Raw genomic sequence first — 17,762 nt, 5'->3', positions numbered from 1 at the left:
AGCGTGCAGCAGACCCGGGTGGTCGTGGTGGGCAGCGCCAACATGGACCTGGTGGCCACCGCGCCGGCCCTGCCGCGTCCCGGTGAGACGGTGCTCGGCAGCGCCTTCGTCATGGTCCCCGGCGGCAAGGGCGCCAACCAGGCCGTCGCCGCCGTGCGGGCCGGCGCGTCCTGCGCGTTCCTCGGCGCGATCGGCTCCGACGCGTTCGGGGTCACCCTCAAGGCCCGGATCACCGCGGCCGGTGTCGACACCGGCCAGCTCCGGGTGGTGTACGGGGCGTCCGGCGTCGCCCTGGTCATGGTCGGCGCCGACGGCGAGAACGCGATCATGGTCACCCCGGGGGCGAACACCGCGTTCACCGACCTCACCGAGGGCGAGCTGGCCGCCGTGCGGGCGGCGGACGTGCTGGTCGCCCAGCTGGAGATCCCGGTCGCGACGGTGACCGAGGCGGCGCTCGCCGCCCGTGCCGCCGGCACCCGGGTGATCCTCAACGCGGCGCCGGCCCAGCGGGTGCCGGACGAGCTGCTCGCCGCCGTCGACCTGCTGGTGGTCAACGAGAACGAGGCGCTGGCGCTCACCGGGCGCGGCCGGGACGACCCGGGAGCGCTGCTGGCGCTCGCGCCCCGGGCGGTGCTGACCCTGGGCGGGGACGGCGCCTGGTACGTCGAGCGGGACGCCGAGCCCGCGTACGTCCCGGCGGTGCAGGTCGACGTGGTCGACTCGACGGCAGCCGGGGACGCCTTCACGGCGGCCCTCGCCGTGGCCTGGGGCGAGGGGCGGGACCTGCTTGCCGCCGTGCGGTGGGCGGCGGCGGCCGGCGCGGCCTGCGTACGCAGACTCGGTGCGTCCGTGGCCCTGCCCCGCCGGGCCGAGATCGACGAGCTCCACGCCCCGTCGGCCTGACGGGGCGGGCGCCGTCGGTCAGCCCGGGTCGTCGGTCAGCTTCTCGCCCCGGCGACGCAGCATGCCCAGGCCGGGGATGCCGGCGACGGCGAGCTTCAGGTCCCGCGTGACGTCGAGCAGGTCGTGCAGGTCCGGCCCGACCCGGTCCAGGGTGGCCAGGATCGGCAGGATGTCGGCGGTGAGGTGCTCCTTGAGCTTGGGCAGCTCGTCGACCAGCCGGATGGCCGCCGTCACCTCCTCGTGGCTGAGCTCCTCGACGAAACGGGTCGTCATCGGCGCGGCCCGCCGCAGCGCCGGCTCGTACGCGGCGAGCAGCTCGCCGGCGGTGTCGGCCGCCCCGGCGGCGGCGTCCACCGTGGCGGCGGCCCGGCCGGCGACCCCCTCGGCCGAGGCGACCACCACGGCCGCCGCGGTGGCGACCCCGGTGGCGGTGTCGATCGCGGTGGTCGCGGAGGCGCTGATCACGGCCACCTCCCGGACGGCGGACTCGGCGTCGTCGAGCACCCGGTCCGTTCGGTCCAGTGTCCCCTCGATCCGGTCCACCACCCCGTTGATCCGGGACAGCAGCGCCTCCACCCCGTCCAGCACCGCGAACGCACGGACCGGGACGGCGGCGAACGAGGCGGCCGAGCCGAGGGCCTGATCGAAGGCGGACCGGGTGAGGCCGAGGACAGCGGTCGGCCGGGGAAGGGGAATCGCCATGCCTCCCAGTGTGCGCCGGGACATCCAGTGCCGCCCGCCGGCGCCCGACTGCCGGGTCAGGGCGAGCGCCCCGCCCGCCGATCGGTCATCCCCGGTCCACCTGCTGCTCGACGGCGCGCTGCACGGCGCGGTAGATCTGCCCGAACCGTAGCGCGTCCGGGGTGCGCAGCAGCATCACCTCCTGGCCGTGGTGCTGCACCCACAGCTCGTTCACCCGGTTCCCCCGCTCGTACGAGCGGTCCAGCCAGCCGAGCGGCACCTCCAGGAACGGGACCAGGGCCAGCACGCCCACGGCACAGGCGGCCAGGATGATCAGAGCCAGCGTCCAGTTGCCCCGGTCCTGCGCCGACCACGCGAGCGAGACCACACAGACCAGCGCCACCAGCGGCGGCAGCGACAGCAGCAGCACCAGCACGCCCCGGCCGACGACCCGCCCCCGCACGGCGAGCGTGGTCCGCCCGCGTGCGTGCCAGACGTACGTGATTCCGGCGATCGGGATGGAGTGGCCGCCCGCCCGGATCGACTCGGACGTCACCTGCACCGCGTCGTCCCGGTAATAGAGGGTCATCACTAAGGCTAACCGGCTGTGGCGGTGCCGCGCCTCCGCGTGCGGGGTCTTTCCGGCGCGGTACCGGCGCGGCGGGGCGATGGAGCCCGGGGCCCTTCGGGGCTGCCCCGTCTGTGCGGGCAGCTCCGTAGGCGGTCGGAAACACCTCCGTCGCATCGCGAGCGACGAGCAGGACCGCTACGGTCTGTTGCGCGGTCTGGCCATGTTGCCCGACGGGCCTGTGTCCCGCGCCCGGGGGGCCGGCGACTGGCCGGCCTCCACCGCCCGCTGCACGGCCCGGTAGATCTGCCCGAAGCGCAGCGCGTCGCGGGTGCTCAGCAGCCGCACCGGGTGGCCGCGCCACCGGACCCACAGTTCCAGCTGCCGGCTGCCCCGGGCGTACGAGCGGTCCAGGTGCTCGAAGAGGAAGTCGGCGACCGGCCCGACGGCGAGCCCGACCAGCACCGAGGCCCCCACGATGGCGATCGTGACGGTCAGCGAGCGGTGCAGCCACAGCGCGAGCGCCACGCCCAGTGCGGCGGCGACCAGCGGCCCGGCGAGCGCGGCGCCGATCGCGCCCCGGCCGACGAGCACCCGCCAGGACCGGCTGCCGCGCAGGTGCCAGACCATGCTGATCTCGGCCAGCGGGTACGCCTGGCCGTCCACGTGGATGGCGGCGGAGGTGACCTGCACCGACCTGTCTTCGTAGTACCTGACCATGGCGGACTCCGGGACGCGGGGCGGACACCAGACTACTTACCCCAACGACCCGGGCCGTAAGGTTGGCACGCGACTTCGACGAGGAAGTGAGGGCGGCGTGAGCGAGTTCGTGCGGCTGGAGACCAGGGACGGCATCGGCACCATCCGGCTGGAGCGGCCGCCGATGAACGCGCTCAACAAGCAGGTCCAGGAGGAGTTGCGGGCCGCCGCTGCGGCCGCCACCGCCGACCCCGAGGTCCGCGCCGTCATCGTGTACGGCGGGGAGAAGGTGTTCGCGGCCGGAGCGGACATCAAGGAGATGGCCGAGATGTCCTACGTGGACATGGCGGAGCGGGCAGCCGGCCTGTCCAGCGCGCTCGGCGAGTTCGCCCGGATCCCCAAGCCGGTGGTCGCCGCGATCACCGGGTACGCCCTCGGCGGCGGTTGCGAGCTGGCCCTGGCCTGCGACTGGCGGGTGGTGGCCGAGGACGCCAAGCTCGGCCAGCCGGAGATCAAGCTCGGCGTCATCCCCGGCGCGGGCGGCACCCAGCGGCTGGCCCGTCTCGTCGGCCCGGCCCGGGCCAAGGACCTGATCATGTCGGGCCGGATGGTGGACGCCCAGGAGGCGCTGCGGATCGGCCTGGCCGACCGGGTGGTCCCGGCCGCCGAGGTGTACTCCGCCGCCGTCGAGCTGGTGAAGCCGTACCTGAAAGGTCCGGTACAGGCGCTGCGGGCGGCGAAGCTCGCGGTCGACGGCGGCCTGGACATGGATCTCACCTCCGGCCTGGCCTGGGAGAGCCAGCTCTTCGCGGCGCTGTTCGCCACCGACGACCGGCGCGAGGGGATGGCCGCCTTCGTCGAGAAGCGCAAGCCGGACTTCACCGGGCGCTGACCCGAGGACGGTTCACATTCCGCCTACCGGCCAGTAGCGTGTGACTCCGGCCACGGACGAGGGGAACGCGATGACGGAGCGGGTCGAAGGTCACGGCGGGGAACTGGCGCTCGCGGCGCTGCGCGCGCACGGCGTACGGGAGATGTTCACCCTCTCCGGCGGGCACGTCTTCCCGCTCTACGACGCGGCCCACAAGGCCGGATTCCCGCTCTACGACGTCCGGCACGAGCAGTCGGCGGTCTTCGCAGCCGAGGCGGTGGCCAAGCTCAACCGCCGCCCCGGCCTCGCCGTGCTCACCGCCGGCCCCGGCGTCACCAACGGCATCTCCGGGCTGACCAGCGCGTTCTTCAACGCGTCGCCGGTGCTGGTGCTCGGGGGTCGGGCCCCGCAGTTCCGCTGGGGCTCCGGCAGCCTCCAGGAGATGGACCACCTGCCACTGGTCGCCCCGGTCACCAAGCACGCCGAGACGGTGTTCAGCGCCGACGACATCCCGCGCGCGGTCAGTGCCGCGCTGACCACCGCGCTCACCCCGCACCGGGGCCCGGTCTTCCTGGACCTCCCCCTGGAGGCGGTCTTCTCCGTCGGCGACGCCGAGCTGCCCGAGGTGGCCCCGCCCGCGCCGGTCGAGGCCGACCCGGCGGAGGTGGCGAGGGCCGCCGCGCTGATCGCCGCCGCCAGCCGTCCGGTGATCATCGCCGGCTCCGACGTGTACGCCGGGGACGCCGTCGACGCCCTGCGGGCCGCCGCCGAGGCGTTGCAGGTGCCCGTCTTCACCAACGGCATGGGCCGGGGCGCGCTGCCGCCGACCCACCCGCTCTCCTTCGCCAAGGCCCGCCGGGTCGCCCTGCGCAACGCCGACGTGGTGGTCGTGATCGGCACCCCGCTGGACTTCCGGCTCGCCTTCGGCGACTTCGGCGACGCCAAGGTCGTGCACGTGGTGGACGCGCCCAGCCAGCGCGCCACCCACGTCCAGCCGGCCGCCTCGCCCGCCGGCGACCTGCGGCTGGTCCTCACCGCGTTCGCGGACCACCCCGGCGACCGGGCCGACCACGCCGACTGGGTCGCCGAGCTGCGCGTCGCCGAGGACGCCGCGAAGGCCCGCGACGCCGAGGAGATGGCCGCCGAGACCGACCCGATCCGACCGGCCCGGGTCTACGGCGAGCTGCGCCGGGTCCTCGCCCCGGACGCCATCACCATCGGCGACGGGGGCGACTTCGTCTCGTACGCCGGGAAGTACCTGGAGCCCGCCCAGCCCGGCACCTGGCTCGACCCCGGCCCGTACGGCTGCCTCGGCACCGGCATGGGCTACGCCATGGGGGCCCGGGTCAGCCACCCGGACCGGCAGGTCTGCGTGCTGATGGGCGACGGCGCGGCCGGATTCTCGCTGATGGACGTGGAGTCCCTGGTCCGCCAGCAGCTCCCCGTGGTGATCGTGGTCGGCAACAACGGCATCTGGGGCCTGGAGAAGCACCCGATGCGGGCCATGTACGGCTACGACGTGGCCGCCGACCTCCAGCCCGGACTGCGCTACGACCACGTCGTCGAGGCCCTCGGCGGAGCGGGGGAGATGGTGGAGAAGGCCGCCGACCTCGCCCCGGCCCTGGACCGCGCCTTCGCCTCCGGCGTGCCGTACCTGGTCAACGTCCTGACCGACCCGGCCGACGCGTACCCCCGCTCCTCGAACCTGGCCTGAGGCCGCCGTCAGCCCCCGGCGTGATCCGCCGAGGGCGAAATCACCGAATTGTCAGCGCCCGTCGCCGTAACGTCAGCCGCGCCTCGGCAGTTTGTCAGTGCCGTCGGCCATGGTGGCGTGACAAGCAAGACGACGGGAGCTTTCCATGACGTACGCGATCCGGGCGGAGGGTCTGGTGCGGCGCTTCGGCGCCACCACGGCCCTCGCCGGAGTCGACCTCGCGGTCCCCACCGGGACCGTGTTCGGGCTGCTCGGGCCCAACGGGGCCGGCAAGACCACCATCGTGCGGGTGCTCGCCACCCTGCTCGCCGCCGACGAGGGCCACGCCACCGTCGGCGGGTACGACATCCGCCGCGACGCCCACCGGGTCCGTCAGCTCATCGGCCTCACCGGTCAGTACGCCTCGGTCGACGAGGCCCTCACCGGCACCGAGAACCTGCTGCTGATCGGGCGGCTGCTCGGGCTGAGCCGGGCCGACGCCCGGGCCCGGGCGCGTGAGCTGCTCGCCCGGTTCCAGCTGACCGACGCCGCCGACCGGGCGGCGAAGACCTACTCCGGCGGGATGCGCCGCCGCCTGGATCTGGCCGCCAGCCTCGTCGGCCGGCCGCAGGTGCTCTTCCTCGACGAGCCGACCACCGGGCTGGACCCGCGCAGCCGCAACGAGCTGTGGGACACGGTCCGCGAACTGGTCACCGACGGGGTGACCGTGCTGCTGACCACGCAGTACCTGGAGGAGGCCGACCAGCTCGCCGGCGAGATCGCCGTCGTCGACCATGGCCGGGTGATCGCCCAGGGCACGCCGGAGGAGCTGAAGGCCAAGACCGGCGGCCAGGTGCTCACGGTCCGCCCGGCGGACCCGGCCGACCTGGCGACCGTGGTGTCCATCGCCGGCGAGGTGGCCGCCGTCCCCCCGGAGGTCGCCCACACCACCGTCACCGTCCCGGTGAACGACCCGGCGGTGCTGCCCGCCGTGGTCCGCCGCCTCGACGCCGCCGAGGTTCCGGTGGCCGAGCTGGCCCTGCGTGGCTCCAGCCTCGACGAGGTCTTCCTCTCCCTCACCGGCCACCGCGCCGAGTCCGACGCCCCGGCCGGGGCCGACCTGGAAAGGACGCCGGCATGACCGCCGCCACCGTCACCGCCCCGCTGGCCCCGGCCCGACGGCTCGGCGTGTCCGCCGGGCTGCGGCACACCCTCACCCTGGCCTGGCGCAGCCTGGTGCAGATCAAGCACAACCCGATGGAGCTGCTCGACCTGAGCATCCAGCCGGTGATGTTCGTGCTGCTGTTCACGTACGTCTTCGGCACGGCCATCTCCGGCTCGCCGGGGGAGTACCTGACGTTCGCGCTGCCCGGCATCATCGTGCAGAACGCCCTCTTCGCCACCATGACCACCGGGTTCGGGCTGAACAACGACCTCACCAAGGGCGTGTTCGACCGGCTGCGCACCCTGCCGATCGCCCGTTGGTCGCCGTTGGCCGGGCGGATCCTCGCCGACACGGTGAAGCAGGCGTGGTCGGTGTCGCTGCTGATCGGCGTCGGCGCGATCCTCGGCTTCCGGCTGGGCAACGGGGTGCTCGGGCTGCTCGGGGCGTTCGTCCTGCTGCTCGGGTTCTCGCTGGCCGCCGCGTGGATCTCGGTGCTGGTCGGGGTGCTGGTCAGCGAGCCCGAGAAGGTGCAGATCTTCGGCTTCATGGTGATCTTCCCGCTCACCTTCACCAGCAACGTCTTCGTCCCGACCGACCGGATGCCGAGCTGGCTCCAGCACTGGGTCGAGGTCAACCCGGTGACCATCCTGGCCGACGCCCTGCGTGGACTGCTGGTCGGTGGCCCGGTGGCCACCCCGGTCGTCCAGTCGATGCTCTGGGCCGTCGCCCTCGCCGCCGTCTTCGCACCCCTGGCGGTTCGGGCGCTCAGGCGTCGAGTGTGACCCGTACCAGCTCGCGGGCCGGCTCCAGCCGGGCAACCTGACCGGGCAGCCTGGTCGGGCTCGCCGCCGCGTCAGGCCCCCGGCCGGTCGTCCTCCCGGGGCGGGTCGCCCTCCTTACGGCGCAGGTCGTCCTCGCGCCGGCGCAGGTCGTCCTCCCAGCGGCGGAACAGCTCCCGGTCCTGCTCGCGGGAGCGCTCGGCGAGGGAGCTGAGGAACTCCGGGTCGTCGTCCGGGGCGACGGGCCGGCGGCGCTCGGCTGGAGCGCCGCCGAGCGGCCCGGCCGCCCGGGGCCGGCCCGCGGCGGGCTCCCGTCCCGCGACGAACCAGGCGATCGAGCCGACCAGCGGGAAGATCAGGATGACCAGCACCCAGGCGATCCGGGGCAGGCCGCGGACCTGACCCTCCTCGGCCGAGAGACAGCTGATCAGCGCGCAGACCGCGAGGACGATCTGGATCAGGAAGAGTAGGACGTACAGCCTGGCCATCCCCCTATCATGGCGCACCTTCGCCCGATCACCACAGTCCGCGCACCGTCAGCAGCACACCCACCGTGGCCTGCCCGAGGGCGGCCAGGGCGACCACGGGCATGGTCCGCGATGTGCCGCGCATCGGGCCCGAGCCGACGGCCCGCCCCCAGCAGAGGGCCAGCGCCGCCGCCCAGCCGGCGATCGCCACGCCGGCCAGCACCGCCCCGATCGCGTCCCCGGTGAGGGCCAACCGGACGGTCAGCACGGTGACGACGGTGAACGCGAGCAGGGTGCGCCGCCAGGCCAGCCGGGTCCGTTCGGGCTGCAGCCCCGGGTCCCCGGTCACCGGCCGCCGACCGCCCGGACGAGCACGGCCACCACCAGCAGCAGCGCGCCCAGCCCCACGGCGAGGGCGAGGACGGCGGGGAAGCGGGACGCCGGTAGCTCCTCGCCGAGCCGGATGGCCCGCTCGGTGCGGGCCCAGTGGTCCACGGCCCGCACCGCCACCGTCCCGCCGAGCAGCAGCAGCGCGACGGCGATCGCCTCGCGTAGGTGCGCCAGCGGCAGCGGCGGCAGGAACTGGGCCGCGGCCAGCCCGCCGGCGACCAGCGCCAGCCCGGTGCGCAGCCAGGCCAGGAACGTCCGTTCGTTGGCCAGGGAGAACCGGTAGTCGGGCGTGCTGCCCACCGACCGCAGCTCCCGCGGGTCGAACCACCGCCGCACCGTCTCCCACACGACGCCGATTATCCGCTTTGCCCCGGGCATAACCTGGACCGGTGACCGATCTTGACGCGATGACGCTGCGTGAGGCGTACGACCACCAGCTGAAGGCATGGGTGCCGGACCCGCTTCCGGCCGGGGTGACCGTGGAGCGGGACGGGCCGCTGTCCCGCATTCTCGGCCTGGATCACGGGGGTTTCCTCAGCTACCGGGACCTGAGCGGCCTGACCGGGGCGGCGCTGGACGAGCTGATCGCTCGGCAGGTGGAGTTCTTCCGGGCCCGGGGCGAGCAGGTGGAGTGGAAGCTGCACGGCCACGACGAGCCGGCCGACCTGCCCGACCGGTTGCGGGCCGCCGGGTTCGTCCCGGAGGAGCGGGAGACCGTCGTGATCGGCCCGGTCGCGCCGCTGGCCGCAGCCCTCCCGGTGGTTCCCGAGGGGGTACGCCTGCGCGAGGTGACCGCCCGCGCCGACCTGGACCGGATCGTGGTCATGGAGGAGGAGGTCTGGGGCGACAGCCGGGGTCACCTCGCCGACGGGCTGGAGCGGGAGATCGCCGCCGACCCGCAGTCGATCACGGTGGTGGTCGCCGAGGCGGGGGAGACCGTGGTCAGCGCCGGCTGGGTGCGCTACGTCCCCGGCACCGGCTTCGCGACGTTGTGGGGCGGCTCGACGCTGGAGGGTTGGCGCCGCCGGGGCATCTACCGGGCGTTGGTCGGCCACCGGGCGCGGTTGGCCGCCCAGCGCGACCGCACCCTGCTCCAGGTGGACGCCTCCGACGACAGCCGGCCGATCCTGGAGCGGCTCGGCCTCGTCCCGGTCACCACCACCACGCCCTACATCTACACTCCGTGACCATGGGGCAGCGACTGACGGACGACGAGCGGCTCACCCTGAAGACCGGCGCGTTCGGCGCGGTCTTCCTGGTCTCGAACGCCGATCCGGGCATGCTCGCGTTGCTGCGGGAGAGCTTCGCCGCGTCCGGGGTGTTGGCGCAGGCGGGCGGCCCGGTGAAGGAGGCCCTCACCACCGGGCCGCTGCCGATGCTGCCCCGGGACTCGGCCCTGGAGATCGAGTCGGTGGTGCTGCCGGCGCTCGGCCGGGCGGTGGAGATCCTGCGGGAGAAGTCCCCGGAGGACGTGGCCGGCTACCGGTCGCTGGTGCTTGCCGCCGCCGACCGGGTGGCCCGGGCGCACCGGGGGGTGGTGCCGGCCGAGGTGGCGGCGATCGACAAGATCAGGGCCGCGCTGGCCGAGCCGGCCTGACCTCCGCCGCACGCGCCCCGGCCGGGTCGCGTGCGGTGAGTTGTGTCACTCCGGGCCCCCCGGAGGCCGAAGCTACTTGTGGGTAACATGGGTCGTGGGCAACTGCACAGCAGCCCGCTGTTGACCGGGCGTCAACGGACGCGCGAGGCTGCGCCCGAGACCGGGCGAGCAATCGCAACACCAACAGGAGGGTCGTCGAAGCGCGATGAACATCGTCGTACTCGTCAAGCAGGTGCCCGATTCGGGCGCGGACCGCAGCCTGCGCACTGACGACAACACCGTCGACCGCGGTTCGGCGAACAACGTCATCAACGAGATGGACGAGTACGCCATCGAGGAGGCGTTGAAGATCAAGGAGGCGCACGGCGGCGAGGTCACCATCCTGACCATGGGTCCGGACCGGGCGGCCGAGTCGATCCGCAAGGCGCTCTCCATGGGGCCGGACAAGGCCGTGCACGTCGTCGACGACGCCCTGCACGGGTCCTGCGCCGTGGCCACCTCGAAGGTGCTCGCCGCCGCTCTCGGTCAGCTGGGTGCCGACCTGGTGATCTGCGGCGCCGAGTCGACCGACGGCCGGGTCCAGGTCCTGCCGCACATGATCGCCGAGCGCCTCGGCGTCGCCGCGCTGACCGGTGCGCGCAAGCTCACCGTCGACGGTGCCACCCTGACCGTCGAGCGGCAGACCGAGGAGGGCTACGAGGTGGTCACCGCCTCGACCCCGGCCGTCGTCTCCGTCTGGGACACCATCAACGAGCCGCGCTACCCGTCCTTCAAGGGCATCATGGCCGCCAAGAAGAAGCCGGTGCAGACGCTCTCCCTGGGCGACCTCGGTGTCGCCCCGGCCGAGGTGGGCTTCGACGGCGCGACCAGCACCGTGCTGGGGCACACCAAGCGCCCACCGCGCTCCGGCGGCGCGAAGGTCACCGACGAGGGCTCCGGCGGCGTGCAGCTGGTCGAGTTCCTCGCCACCGAGAAGTTCGTGTGAGGGGTCTGGACATGTCTGAGGTTCTCGTCGTCGTCGAAGCCACCCGGGAGTTCGGCGTCAAGAAGGTCACCCTGGAGATGCTCACCCTCGCCCGCGAGCTGGGCACGCCGAGCGCGGTCGTGCTCGGTGGCCCCGGCGCCGCCGAGGCGCTGAGCGCCAAGCTGGGCGAGTACGGCGCGGAGAAGATCTACGCCGCAGAGGGCGAGGAGATCGACGGCTACCTGGTGGCCCCCAAGGCCACCGTGCTGGCCGAGTTGGTCAAGCGGGTCCAGCCTGCGGCCGTGCTGCTCGCCTCCGCCCAGGAGGGCAAGGAGATCGCCGCCCGGCTGGCCGTCAAGCTGGACAACGGCATCCTGACCGACGTGGTCGGCCTCGCGGCCGACGGCACCGCCACCCAGGTCGCGTTCGCCGGCTCGGCCATCGTGAAGTCCAAGGTCACCAAGGGCCTCCCGCTGGTCACCGTCCGGCCGAACTCGGTCCCCCCGGTGCCGGCCGCGGCCACCCCGACCGTCGAGCAGCTCACCGTGTCGGTCACCGACACCGACAAGCTGGCCAAGGTCGTCGACCGGGTCGCCGAGCAGAAGGGCTCGCGCCCCGAGCTGACCGAGGCCGGCGTGGTCGTCTCCGGCGGTCGTGGCGTCGGCAACGCCGACAACTTCAAGCTGGTCGAGGAGCTGGCCGACCTGCTCGGCGGCGCCGTCGGCGCGTCCCGCGCGGCCGTCGACTCCGGCTTCTACCCGCACCAGTTCCAGGTGGGCCAGACCGGCAAGACCGTCTCCCCGCAGCTCTACGTCGCGCTGGGCATCTCCGGGGCGATCCAGCACCGGGCCGGGATGCAGACCTCGAAGACCATCGTCGCCGTGAACAAGGACGGCGAGGCCCCGATCTTCGAGCTGGCCGACTTCGGCGTCGTCGGCGACCTGTTCAAGGTCGTCCCGCAGGCCGCCGAGGAGATCCGCAAGCGCAAGTGACCGCCGCCCCCTGAGGCCCGCAAATACACGGAAAGAGTGGCCATCCCACGTGGGATGGCCACTCTTTCCGTGTATTTGCCCCGCCCGGGGTGGGGTGGGGGTGGGGGAAGGAGCTGATCGGCGGGTCGGGGAGCTGGGCCGGCCCGCCGATCAGCTCGTCAGGGTGCCCCTCGACAGTGGGGTCGCCGGAGTGGGCGGTTGTCGAGCCAGATCTTGTAGTACCCCGGAACGCTCGGGAGATTCGCCACGTGCGGGTGCGGAGGGGTTTCCCTCTCGCTATCCGTCGGTGGCCCGGTCCGGCCCGGGACGCCCTCCGGCTTCGGGTCGGCGGTGCCCCGGTCAGTAGGCTGAACGGTGATGGCATACCTGGATCACGCCGCGACGACTCCGATGCTCGACGAGGCACTGGAGGCGTACCTGGCCGCCGCCCGCGAGGTTGGCAACGCGTCGTCACTGCACGCGCCCGGCCGGCGTGCCCGGCGCTGGGTGGAGGAGTCCCGCGAGCGGGTGGCCGCCGCGCTGGGCGCCCGCCCGTCGGAGGTGATCTTCACCGGCGGCGGCACGGAGAGCGACAACCTTGCGGTCAAGGGCATCTTCTGGGCCCGCCGGTCCGCGTCCCCGGGCCGGCGGCGGCTGATCTCCAGCGCCGTCGAGCACCACGCCGTGCTCGACGCGGTCGACTGGCTGGTCGACCACGACGGGGCCGAGGTGGGGTGGCTGCCGGTGGACGCCGCCGGTCGGCTCGCCCCGGAGACGCTGCGCGCCGAGTTGGCCGCGCACGGCGACGACGTGGCCCTGGTCACCGCCATGTGGGCCAACAACGAGGTGGGCACCCTCCAGCCGGTCGCCGCGCTGGCCGCCGTCGCCGCCGAGCACGGCGTGCCGTTCCACACCGACGCGATCCAGGCCGTCGGCCAGGTTCCGGTCGACTTCACCGCCAGCGGCGTCTCAGCGCTCACCGTCACCGGGCACAAGCTGGGCGGCCCTGCGGGCGTCGGCGCGCTGGTGCTCGCCCGGGATGTCGCGGCCACCCCGCTGCTGCACGGCGGCGGGCAGGAGCGCGACGTCCGCTCCGGGACGCTGGACACCGCCGGCATCGTCGCCTTCGCGGTCGCGGTGGAGGCGGCCGTGAAGGGCCAGCAGGAGTACGCGGTCCGGGTGGCCGCCCTCCGCGACGACCTGGTGGAGCGGGTCCGGCACGCCGTCCCCGAGGTGGTTTTCAACGGCGACCCCGCCGATCGGCTCCCGGGCAACGCGCACTTCTCCTTCCCGGGTTGCGAGGGCGATGCTCTGCTCCTGCTGCTCGACGCCCAGGGCATCGCCTGTTCCACGGGCTCGGCCTGCTCGGCCGGCGTGGCCCAGCCCTCGCACGTGCTGATCGCGATGGGCGCCGATGACGACCGCGCCCGTTCCTCGCTCCGCTTCACCCTCGGCCACACCAGCACCCAGGCAGAGATCGACGCCCTGGTGACGGCCCTCCCGGCCGCAGTCGACCGCGCCCGCCGCGCCGCCGCCCTCCGCACCCCCCGCTAGCCCCCCGCCGACCGGATGGGCCCGTGGGCCCGGTGCGGTGCCGTGCGCCTTCCGCACCCGGCACCGTTCCATGATCGACGGGGCGACAGGGCGGGGCCGGTACGCTCGGGGTGGGGAAGGGAGCGTGACGGGGTGAGGGTTCTTGCGGCCATGTCGGGCGGGGTGGACTCCGCCGTGGCGGCGGCGCGGGCTGTGGAGGCCGGGCACGACGTGACCGGCGTGCACCTGGCGCTTGCCCGTAATCCGCAGACCTACCGCACCGGGGCGCGGGGGTGCTGCACGCTGGAGGACTCCCGGGATGCCCGGCGGGCCGCCGACGTGATCGGCATCCCGTTCTACGTGTGGGACATGGCCGACCGGTTCCATGAAGAGGTGGTCGACGACTTCGTCGCCGAGTACGCGGCCGGTCGTACCCCGAACCCCTGCCTGCGCTGCAACGAGAAGATCAAGTTCGCGGCGGTGCTGGATCGGGCCGTGGCCCTGGGCTTCGACGCCGTCGTCACCGGCCACCACGCCCGGCTCGGCCCGGACGGGCTGCTGCGCCGCAGCGTCGACCTCGCCAAGGACCAGTCGTACGTGCTGGCGGTGCTGACCCGCGCCCAGCTCGACCGGTCGGTCTTCCCGCTCGGCGACTCGACGAAGGCGCAGGTCCGCGAGGAGGCGGCCCGCCGCGGGCTGGCCGTTGCCGACAAGCCCGACTCGCACGACATCTGCTTCATCGCCGACGGCGACACCAGGGGCTTCCTGGCCGGACGACTCGGCGAGGCGTCGGGCGACGTGGTCGACGCGCTCACCGGCGCGGTGGTCGGCAGCCACACCGGCGCGTACGCGTACACGGTGGGGCAGCGGCGCGGCCTGCACCTGGACCGGCCCGCCCCGGACGGACGGCCGCGTTACGTGCTCTCGATCACACCGAAGACCAACACCGTCACCGTGGGGCCGGCCGAGGCGCTCGAGGTCTTCTCGGTGCGCGCCGAGCGTCCGGTGTGGACCGGTGGGGGGCGGCCGGCCGGGCCGGTCGGGTGCGAGGTGCAGTTGCGCGCCCACGGCGACGTGGTGCCGGCCACCGTCGAGCTGATCGGGGACACGCTGCGCGCCGAGCTGCGCCGTCCGGTGCGCGGAGTCGCCGCGGGCCAGGCCGTGGTGGCGTACCGGCCGGACCAGGCCGGCGACGTGGTGCTCGGCTCCGCCACCATCACCACCTGATCCGTATACCCTTCGCCCGTGACAGATCTTGCGTGGCCCTGGCCGGCCGGCGCGGCGACCGGTATCGGCTCGCTGCCCGGCACCGACGTCGCCGAGGCGCAGCGGGTCGTCCTCGGGGAGCTGCCCGCGCTGCCCCACCTGCCCGAGCTGCCCGAGCGCGGCCCGGGCGCGGACTTGATCGGCCGCACCGGCGGCCTGCTGGTCGAGCTGCCGGTCGAGCTGTACGCGGGCCGGTGGCGGGTCGCCCCCCGGCCGGGCCGGGACCTGCGCCGGGCCCGGGACCTGATGGAACGCGACCTCGACCAGCTCGCCGAGCAGGCCGAGGAGTACGCGGGGACGGTCAAGGTGCAGGCGGCCGGCCCGTACACCCTGGCCGCCTCGCTCGACCTGCCGATCGGCGGGCGGATGCTGCGCGACCCGGGCGCGGTGCGGGACCTCACCGGGTCCCTCGCCGAAGGGCTTCGCGTGCACGTCGCGGCGGTGGCCCGCAGGCTGCCCCGGGCCACGGTGCTGCTCCAGCTCGACGAGCCGTCCCTGCCTGCCGTGCTGGCCGGGCGGGTGCCCACGGAGAGCGGCCTCGGCACGTACCGCCCGGTGGCGCAGCCCGACGCGGCGGACCTGCTGCGCTCGGTGGTCGAGGCGGTCGGGGTCCCGGTCGTGGTGCACTGCTGCGCGCCGGACGTCCCGCTGGAGCTGTTCCGCTCGGCCGGCGCCGCCGCGGTCGCGCTGGACCTGAGCCTGGTGCGGGACCTCGACCCGCTCGGCGAGGCGATCGACGCCGGGCTCGGGCTGCTGGCCGGCGCCGCCCCGGCCACCCCGCCGCCGGCCGGTGGCGCGCCGACCTCCGCCCAGGTCGCCGACCGGGTACGTCAGGTCTGGGACCGCCTCGGTTTCCCGCGCCGTCGCCTCGCCGAGCAGGTGGTGGTCACCCCGGCCTGCGGCCTTGCCGGGGCCAGCCCGCAGTACGTCCGGGCGGTGCTCGCGGCGTGCCGGGACGCGGGCCGGCGACTCGCCGAGGACTGAGGTTTCCTGTCGGGCCCGGTGGGCAGAATGACCCCATGGTTGGACAACTGCGTTCCACGGTGATCGACTGCCCGGATCCCCGCGCCCTCGCGGCGTTCTACGCCGAGCTGCTGGGCCTGTCGGTGGCGGAGGAGGACTCCGAGGGCGACGAGTGGGTGGTGCTCGGCGGCCCGGTCGGCCGCCATCCTCGGCTCGCCTTCCAGCAGGCGCCCGACCTGCGCCCCGCCGGCCTGGCCGGACCCGGAGCGGCCCCAGCAGTTCCACCTCGATGTCACCGTCTCCGACATCGAGGCCGCCGAGGAGGCGGCGCTGGCCCTGGGCGCGCGGCGGCTGCCCGGCGAGGGCGAGGGTTTCCGGGTCTACGCCGACCCGGTCGGGCACCCGTTCTGCCTGTGTTGGGACTGACCCGCGCTCCCGTGGCGCGGTTTGCTGCCGCCGGGCATGATCACGGGGGTGATTGACACCTCGCTCCGGCGGGCCTCCGGCTCGCTCTTCGGCCTCGCCTACGGTGACGCGCTGGGCCGGCCGACCGAGTTCCTGACCGTCGCCGAGATCCACCGCCGGTACGGCCCGTCCGGCCCTCGCGAACTGGAGGGCGACCCGGCGCTGGTCACCGACGACACCCAGATGGCGCTCGCGGTGGGCTGGGCGCTGCACGACGCGCCAGCGTTCACCCCGGAGGCGGTCGAGCCGCTGCTGCGGGAGCGCTTCATGGCCTGGGCGGTCAGCCCGGACAACAACCGCGCCCCGGGGATGACCTGTCTGCGGGCCTGCGCCGAGCTGTCCCGGGGGGTGCGCTGGCAGGAGGCGACCGTCGCCGGCTCGAAGGGCTGCGGCGCCAACATGCGGGTCACCCCCGTCGGGCTGCTCCCCGTCGACCTGGACACCCTGGCCGGTCTCGCCCAGTTCCAGGCCGGGCTGACCCACGGCCACCCCACCGGGCTGGCCGCCAGTGAGCTGACCGCCTACGCGGTCCGGCTGCTGCGCGACGGCGTCGCCCTGGCCGAGTTGCCGGTGCTGCTCGCCGAGCGGGCCCGCGAGCAGCGTCGGGTCTACCGGGCGGACTGGCTCGGCGACCTGTGGCAGCGCCCGGGGGTGGACTCCCCGGAGGAGTTCATCGCCCGCGGCTGGGACGAGTGCCTGGCCGCCCTGGGCCGGCTGACCACGACGCTCACCCGCCCCGACGACGGCGGCGACCCGTGCCGGCGTACCGGTGAGGGGTGGGTGGCCGAGGAGGCGCTGGCGACGGCGTTGCTCTGCGCGCTGTGGCACGCCGACGACCCGGTCGGCGCGCTGGCCCGGGGTGCGACCACCTCCGGCGACTCCGACTCCATCGCGGCCCTGGCCGGCGCCTTCGTCGGCGCTGCCCACGGACTGTCCGCCTGGCCGCGCGACTGGTCCACCCGCATCGAGTACGCCGACCAACTGACCACCCTCGCCGCCCCCCACGACTGACCCCACTCCACCCCGACCAGCGCGTTGATCAAGGGGTTTGCGTCAGGACCCGCTCGCCGGCTGACGCGAAACTTCTTGATCAACGCGCTGCGGGCGGGTGGGTCAGGGCGTGGGGAGGTGGGGGAGGGTGCGGAGCTGGCGCCAGAGGGTGGGGTCGCACCTGCCCGCGTTGTCCCGGAAGGCCGAGGTGGCGATCCGGATGGGTTCGCTGATGTCGAGGTAGCTGTCGTGGTCGGCCCCGGGGTCCCAGTCGCGGGTGGGCATGCGGACGTGATCGTCCCGGTCGGACTTGTCCTGGCTGGTGACCTTGAGCACGTCGGCGTCCCGCTCGCCGGCCCGCAGCACCACGCAGGGGCGGACCTTCGAGCCGGTGCCGTCGGCGTACGGGACCTCGGCCCACCAGACCTCGCCGGGTCGGGGCGTACCGGCGGGGGCGTTGGTTCGCTCGGCGGCGCGCGGCCGGGGCGGGGCGGCCGGTCGGCCCGGGGCCCGCGTGCCGGCGCCCCGGCCGGGACGGGCGGGGGTGGATCCGGGGCGCGGCCGGTCCCGCTGCGGCCGGGTCCGGTCCCGCCGGGCGCGGGCGCGCTCGGTCCCGGCGTTGCGCCGGCGCCACTCGCTCCACGCCCAGCCCGCCGCGACGGCCAGCACGATCGCCAGTGCCCAGAGCAGCCAGTCCGTCATCCGCGCCTCCCTCTGTCCGGCGTCGGCCCGGGCCCGCCGACGTGCGGCGATCCTCGCACGTCGGCGGGGTGACGGCCCGCCGGGCGCGGCGGGCG

Annotated in this window: 20 protein-coding genes and 1 pseudogene; 14 read left to right on the top strand and 7 right to left on the bottom strand. The window is 74.3% G+C overall.

Going from position 1 to position 17,762, the window contains the following annotated elements; translation table 11 throughout:
• Positions 1-3 precede the first annotated feature (3 nt).
• The gene (locus OG559_RS05070) at positions 4-903 is read left to right on the top strand and encodes a ribokinase (protein ID WP_405112945.1); all 900 of its coding nucleotides are present in this window, start codon (positions 4-6) and stop codon (positions 901-903) included.
• 18 nt (positions 904-921) lie between these two features.
• Here the strand turns inward: OG559_RS05070 and OG559_RS05065 are convergent, their stop codons facing one another.
• The 3 genes from OG559_RS05065 to OG559_RS05055 all read right to left on the bottom strand — a co-directional run bounded on the left by OG559_RS05065 (position 922) and on the right by OG559_RS05055 (position 2,872).
• Positions 922-1,605 (bottom strand): hypothetical protein, encoded by a 684-nt coding sequence (locus OG559_RS05065; RefSeq protein WP_405112943.1) that lies wholly within the window; start codon positions 1,603-1,605, stop codon positions 922-924.
• Between the two features lie 85 nt (positions 1,606-1,690).
• Positions 1,691-2,173, bottom strand: coding sequence for a DUF6232 family protein (locus OG559_RS05060; RefSeq protein WP_396669708.1), 483 nt, complete (start codon positions 2,171-2,173; stop codon positions 1,691-1,693).
• A 177-nt stretch (positions 2,174-2,350) separates the two neighbouring features.
• Positions 2,351-2,872, bottom strand: a complete 522-nt coding sequence (locus OG559_RS05055; RefSeq protein WP_405112941.1) for a DUF6232 family protein — start codon at positions 2,870-2,872, stop codon at positions 2,351-2,353.
• Positions 2,873-2,969: 97 nt separating this feature from the next.
• Here OG559_RS05055 and OG559_RS05050 point away from each other — a divergent pair, with 97 nt between their 5' ends.
• From OG559_RS05050 to OG559_RS05035, 4 genes are all read left to right on the top strand, one after another.
• Positions 2,970-3,743, top strand: a complete 774-nt coding sequence (locus OG559_RS05050; protein ID WP_405112939.1) for an enoyl-CoA hydratase/isomerase family protein — start codon at positions 2,970-2,972, stop codon at positions 3,741-3,743.
• A gap of 70 nt (positions 3,744-3,813) precedes the next feature.
• Entirely contained in the window at positions 3,814-5,436 is a 1,623-nt protein-coding gene (locus tag OG559_RS05045) for an acetolactate synthase (protein ID WP_405112937.1), read from the top strand.
• Positions 5,437-5,581: 145 nt separating this feature from the next.
• Positions 5,582-6,556: an ATP-binding cassette domain-containing protein gene (locus tag OG559_RS05040; RefSeq protein WP_405112935.1), complete on the top strand. Its 975-nt coding sequence runs from the start codon at positions 5,582-5,584 to the stop codon at positions 6,554-6,556.
• Positions 6,553-7,362 carry an ABC transporter permease gene (locus OG559_RS05035; RefSeq protein WP_405112933.1) on the top strand — a complete coding sequence of 270 codons (810 nt, stop codon included), beginning with the start codon at positions 6,553-6,555 and terminating at the stop codon, positions 7,360-7,362. The genes OG559_RS05040 and OG559_RS05035 overlap by 4 nt, the downstream gene beginning before the upstream one ends.
• 71 nt (positions 7,363-7,433) lie before the next feature.
• Here OG559_RS05035 and OG559_RS05030 read toward each other — a convergent pair whose 3' ends face one another.
• From OG559_RS05030 to OG559_RS05020, 3 genes are read right to left on the bottom strand one after another with little or no spacing between them, the layout of a single operon-like run.
• On the bottom strand, positions 7,434-7,847 hold the full coding sequence (locus OG559_RS05030) for a PLD nuclease N-terminal domain-containing protein (RefSeq protein WP_405112931.1): 414 nt from the start codon (positions 7,845-7,847) through the stop codon (positions 7,434-7,436).
• Between the two features lie 28 nt (positions 7,848-7,875).
• Complete coding sequence (locus tag OG559_RS05025) at positions 7,876-8,175, bottom strand: DUF202 domain-containing protein (protein ID WP_405112929.1); 300 nt, start codon at positions 8,173-8,175, stop codon at positions 7,876-7,878.
• Positions 8,172-8,594 (bottom strand): YidH family protein, encoded by a 423-nt coding sequence (locus tag OG559_RS05020; protein ID WP_396669716.1) that lies wholly within the window; start codon positions 8,592-8,594, stop codon positions 8,172-8,174. The genes OG559_RS05025 and OG559_RS05020 overlap by 4 nt, the downstream gene beginning before the upstream one ends.
• 11 nt (positions 8,595-8,605) lie before the next feature.
• Here OG559_RS05020 and OG559_RS05015 point away from each other — a divergent pair, with 11 nt between their 5' ends.
• The 9 genes and pseudogenes from OG559_RS05015 to OG559_RS04975 all read left to right on the top strand — a co-directional run bounded on the left by OG559_RS05015 (position 8,606) and on the right by OG559_RS04975 (position 16,986).
• Positions 8,606-9,403, top strand: coding sequence for a GNAT family N-acetyltransferase (locus OG559_RS05015; protein ID WP_405112927.1), 798 nt, complete (start codon positions 8,606-8,608; stop codon positions 9,401-9,403).
• Positions 9,400-9,813: a hypothetical protein gene (locus tag OG559_RS05010; RefSeq protein WP_405112925.1), complete on the top strand. Its 414-nt coding sequence runs from the start codon at positions 9,400-9,402 to the stop codon at positions 9,811-9,813. The genes OG559_RS05015 and OG559_RS05010 overlap by 4 nt, the downstream gene beginning before the upstream one ends.
• Positions 9,814-10,018: 205 nt before the next feature.
• On the top strand, positions 10,019-10,798 hold the full coding sequence (locus OG559_RS05005; RefSeq protein WP_405112923.1) for an electron transfer flavoprotein subunit beta/FixA family protein: 780 nt from the start codon (positions 10,019-10,021) through the stop codon (positions 10,796-10,798).
• Positions 10,799-10,809: 11 nt separating this feature from the next.
• Positions 10,810-11,769: an electron transfer flavoprotein subunit alpha/FixB family protein gene (locus OG559_RS05000; RefSeq protein WP_396669720.1), complete on the top strand. Its 960-nt coding sequence runs from the start codon at positions 10,810-10,812 to the stop codon at positions 11,767-11,769.
• Positions 11,770-12,126: 357 nt separating this feature from the next.
• Positions 12,127-13,302 (top strand): cysteine desulfurase family protein, encoded by a 1,176-nt coding sequence (locus tag OG559_RS04995; protein ID WP_405112921.1) that lies wholly within the window; start codon positions 12,127-12,129, stop codon positions 13,300-13,302.
• A 132-nt stretch (positions 13,303-13,434) separates the two neighbouring features.
• Complete coding sequence (gene mnmA / locus OG559_RS04990) at positions 13,435-14,508, top strand: tRNA 2-thiouridine(34) synthase MnmA (protein ID WP_405112919.1); 1,074 nt, start codon at positions 13,435-13,437, stop codon at positions 14,506-14,508.
• An 18-nt stretch (positions 14,509-14,526) separates the two neighbouring features.
• The gene (locus OG559_RS04985; RefSeq protein ID WP_405112917.1) at positions 14,527-15,531 is read left to right on the top strand and encodes a methionine synthase; all 1,005 of its coding nucleotides are present in this window, start codon (positions 14,527-14,529) and stop codon (positions 15,529-15,531) included.
• A 35-nt stretch (positions 15,532-15,566) separates the two neighbouring features.
• Positions 15,567-15,936 (top strand): annotated as a pseudogene (locus tag OG559_RS04980) (VOC family protein).
• A gap of 48 nt (positions 15,937-15,984) precedes the next feature.
• Positions 15,985-16,986: an ADP-ribosylglycohydrolase family protein gene (locus OG559_RS04975; RefSeq protein WP_405112915.1), complete on the top strand. Its 1,002-nt coding sequence runs from the start codon at positions 15,985-15,987 to the stop codon at positions 16,984-16,986.
• Positions 16,987-17,088: 102 nt separating this feature from the next.
• Here OG559_RS04975 and OG559_RS04970 read toward each other — a convergent pair whose 3' ends face one another.
• Positions 17,089-17,667, bottom strand: a complete 579-nt coding sequence (locus tag OG559_RS04970; RefSeq protein ID WP_405112913.1) for a type II toxin-antitoxin system PemK/MazF family toxin — start codon at positions 17,665-17,667, stop codon at positions 17,089-17,091.
• Between the last annotated feature and the right edge of the window lie 95 nt (positions 17,668-17,762).

This window comes from Micromonospora sp. NBC_01405 (assembly GCF_045040155.1).
Classification (GTDB): Bacteria; Actinomycetota; Actinomycetes; order Mycobacteriales; family Micromonosporaceae; genus Micromonospora.
This window is presented reverse-complemented; position numbering and strand designations above follow the sequence as displayed.

Excerpts from the sequence above, each read along its gene's own strand:
- OG559_RS05065 (WP_405112943.1), bottom strand. The coding sequence starts at position 1,605 with ATGGCGATTCCCCTTCCCCGGCCGACCGCTGTCCTCGGCCTCACCCGG.
- OG559_RS05060 (WP_396669708.1), bottom strand. The coding sequence starts at position 2,173 with ATGACCCTCTATTACCGGGACGACGCGGTGCAGGTGACGTCCGAGTCG.
- OG559_RS05055 (WP_405112941.1), bottom strand. The coding sequence starts at position 2,872 with ATGGTCAGGTACTACGAAGACAGGTCGGTGCAGGTCACCTCCGCCGCC.
- OG559_RS05045 (WP_405112937.1), top strand. The coding sequence starts at position 3,814 with ATGACGGAGCGGGTCGAAGGTCACGGCGGGGAACTGGCGCTCGCGGCG.
- OG559_RS05040 (WP_405112935.1), top strand. The coding sequence starts at position 5,582 with ATGACGTACGCGATCCGGGCGGAGGGTCTGGTGCGGCGCTTCGGCGCC.
- OG559_RS05035 (WP_405112933.1), top strand. The coding sequence starts at position 6,553 with ATGACCGCCGCCACCGTCACCGCCCCGCTGGCCCCGGCCCGACGGCTC.
- OG559_RS05030 (WP_405112931.1), bottom strand. The coding sequence starts at position 7,847 with ATGGCCAGGCTGTACGTCCTACTCTTCCTGATCCAGATCGTCCTCGCG.
- OG559_RS05020 (WP_396669716.1), bottom strand. The coding sequence starts at position 8,594 with ATGCCCGGGGCAAAGCGGATAATCGGCGTCGTGTGGGAGACGGTGCGG.
- OG559_RS05005 (WP_405112923.1), top strand. The coding sequence starts at position 10,019 with ATGAACATCGTCGTACTCGTCAAGCAGGTGCCCGATTCGGGCGCGGAC.
- OG559_RS05000 (WP_396669720.1), top strand. The coding sequence starts at position 10,810 with ATGTCTGAGGTTCTCGTCGTCGTCGAAGCCACCCGGGAGTTCGGCGTC.
- OG559_RS04995 (WP_405112921.1), top strand. The coding sequence starts at position 12,127 with ATGGCATACCTGGATCACGCCGCGACGACTCCGATGCTCGACGAGGCA.
- OG559_RS04970 (WP_405112913.1), bottom strand. The coding sequence starts at position 17,667 with ATGACGGACTGGCTGCTCTGGGCACTGGCGATCGTGCTGGCCGTCGCG.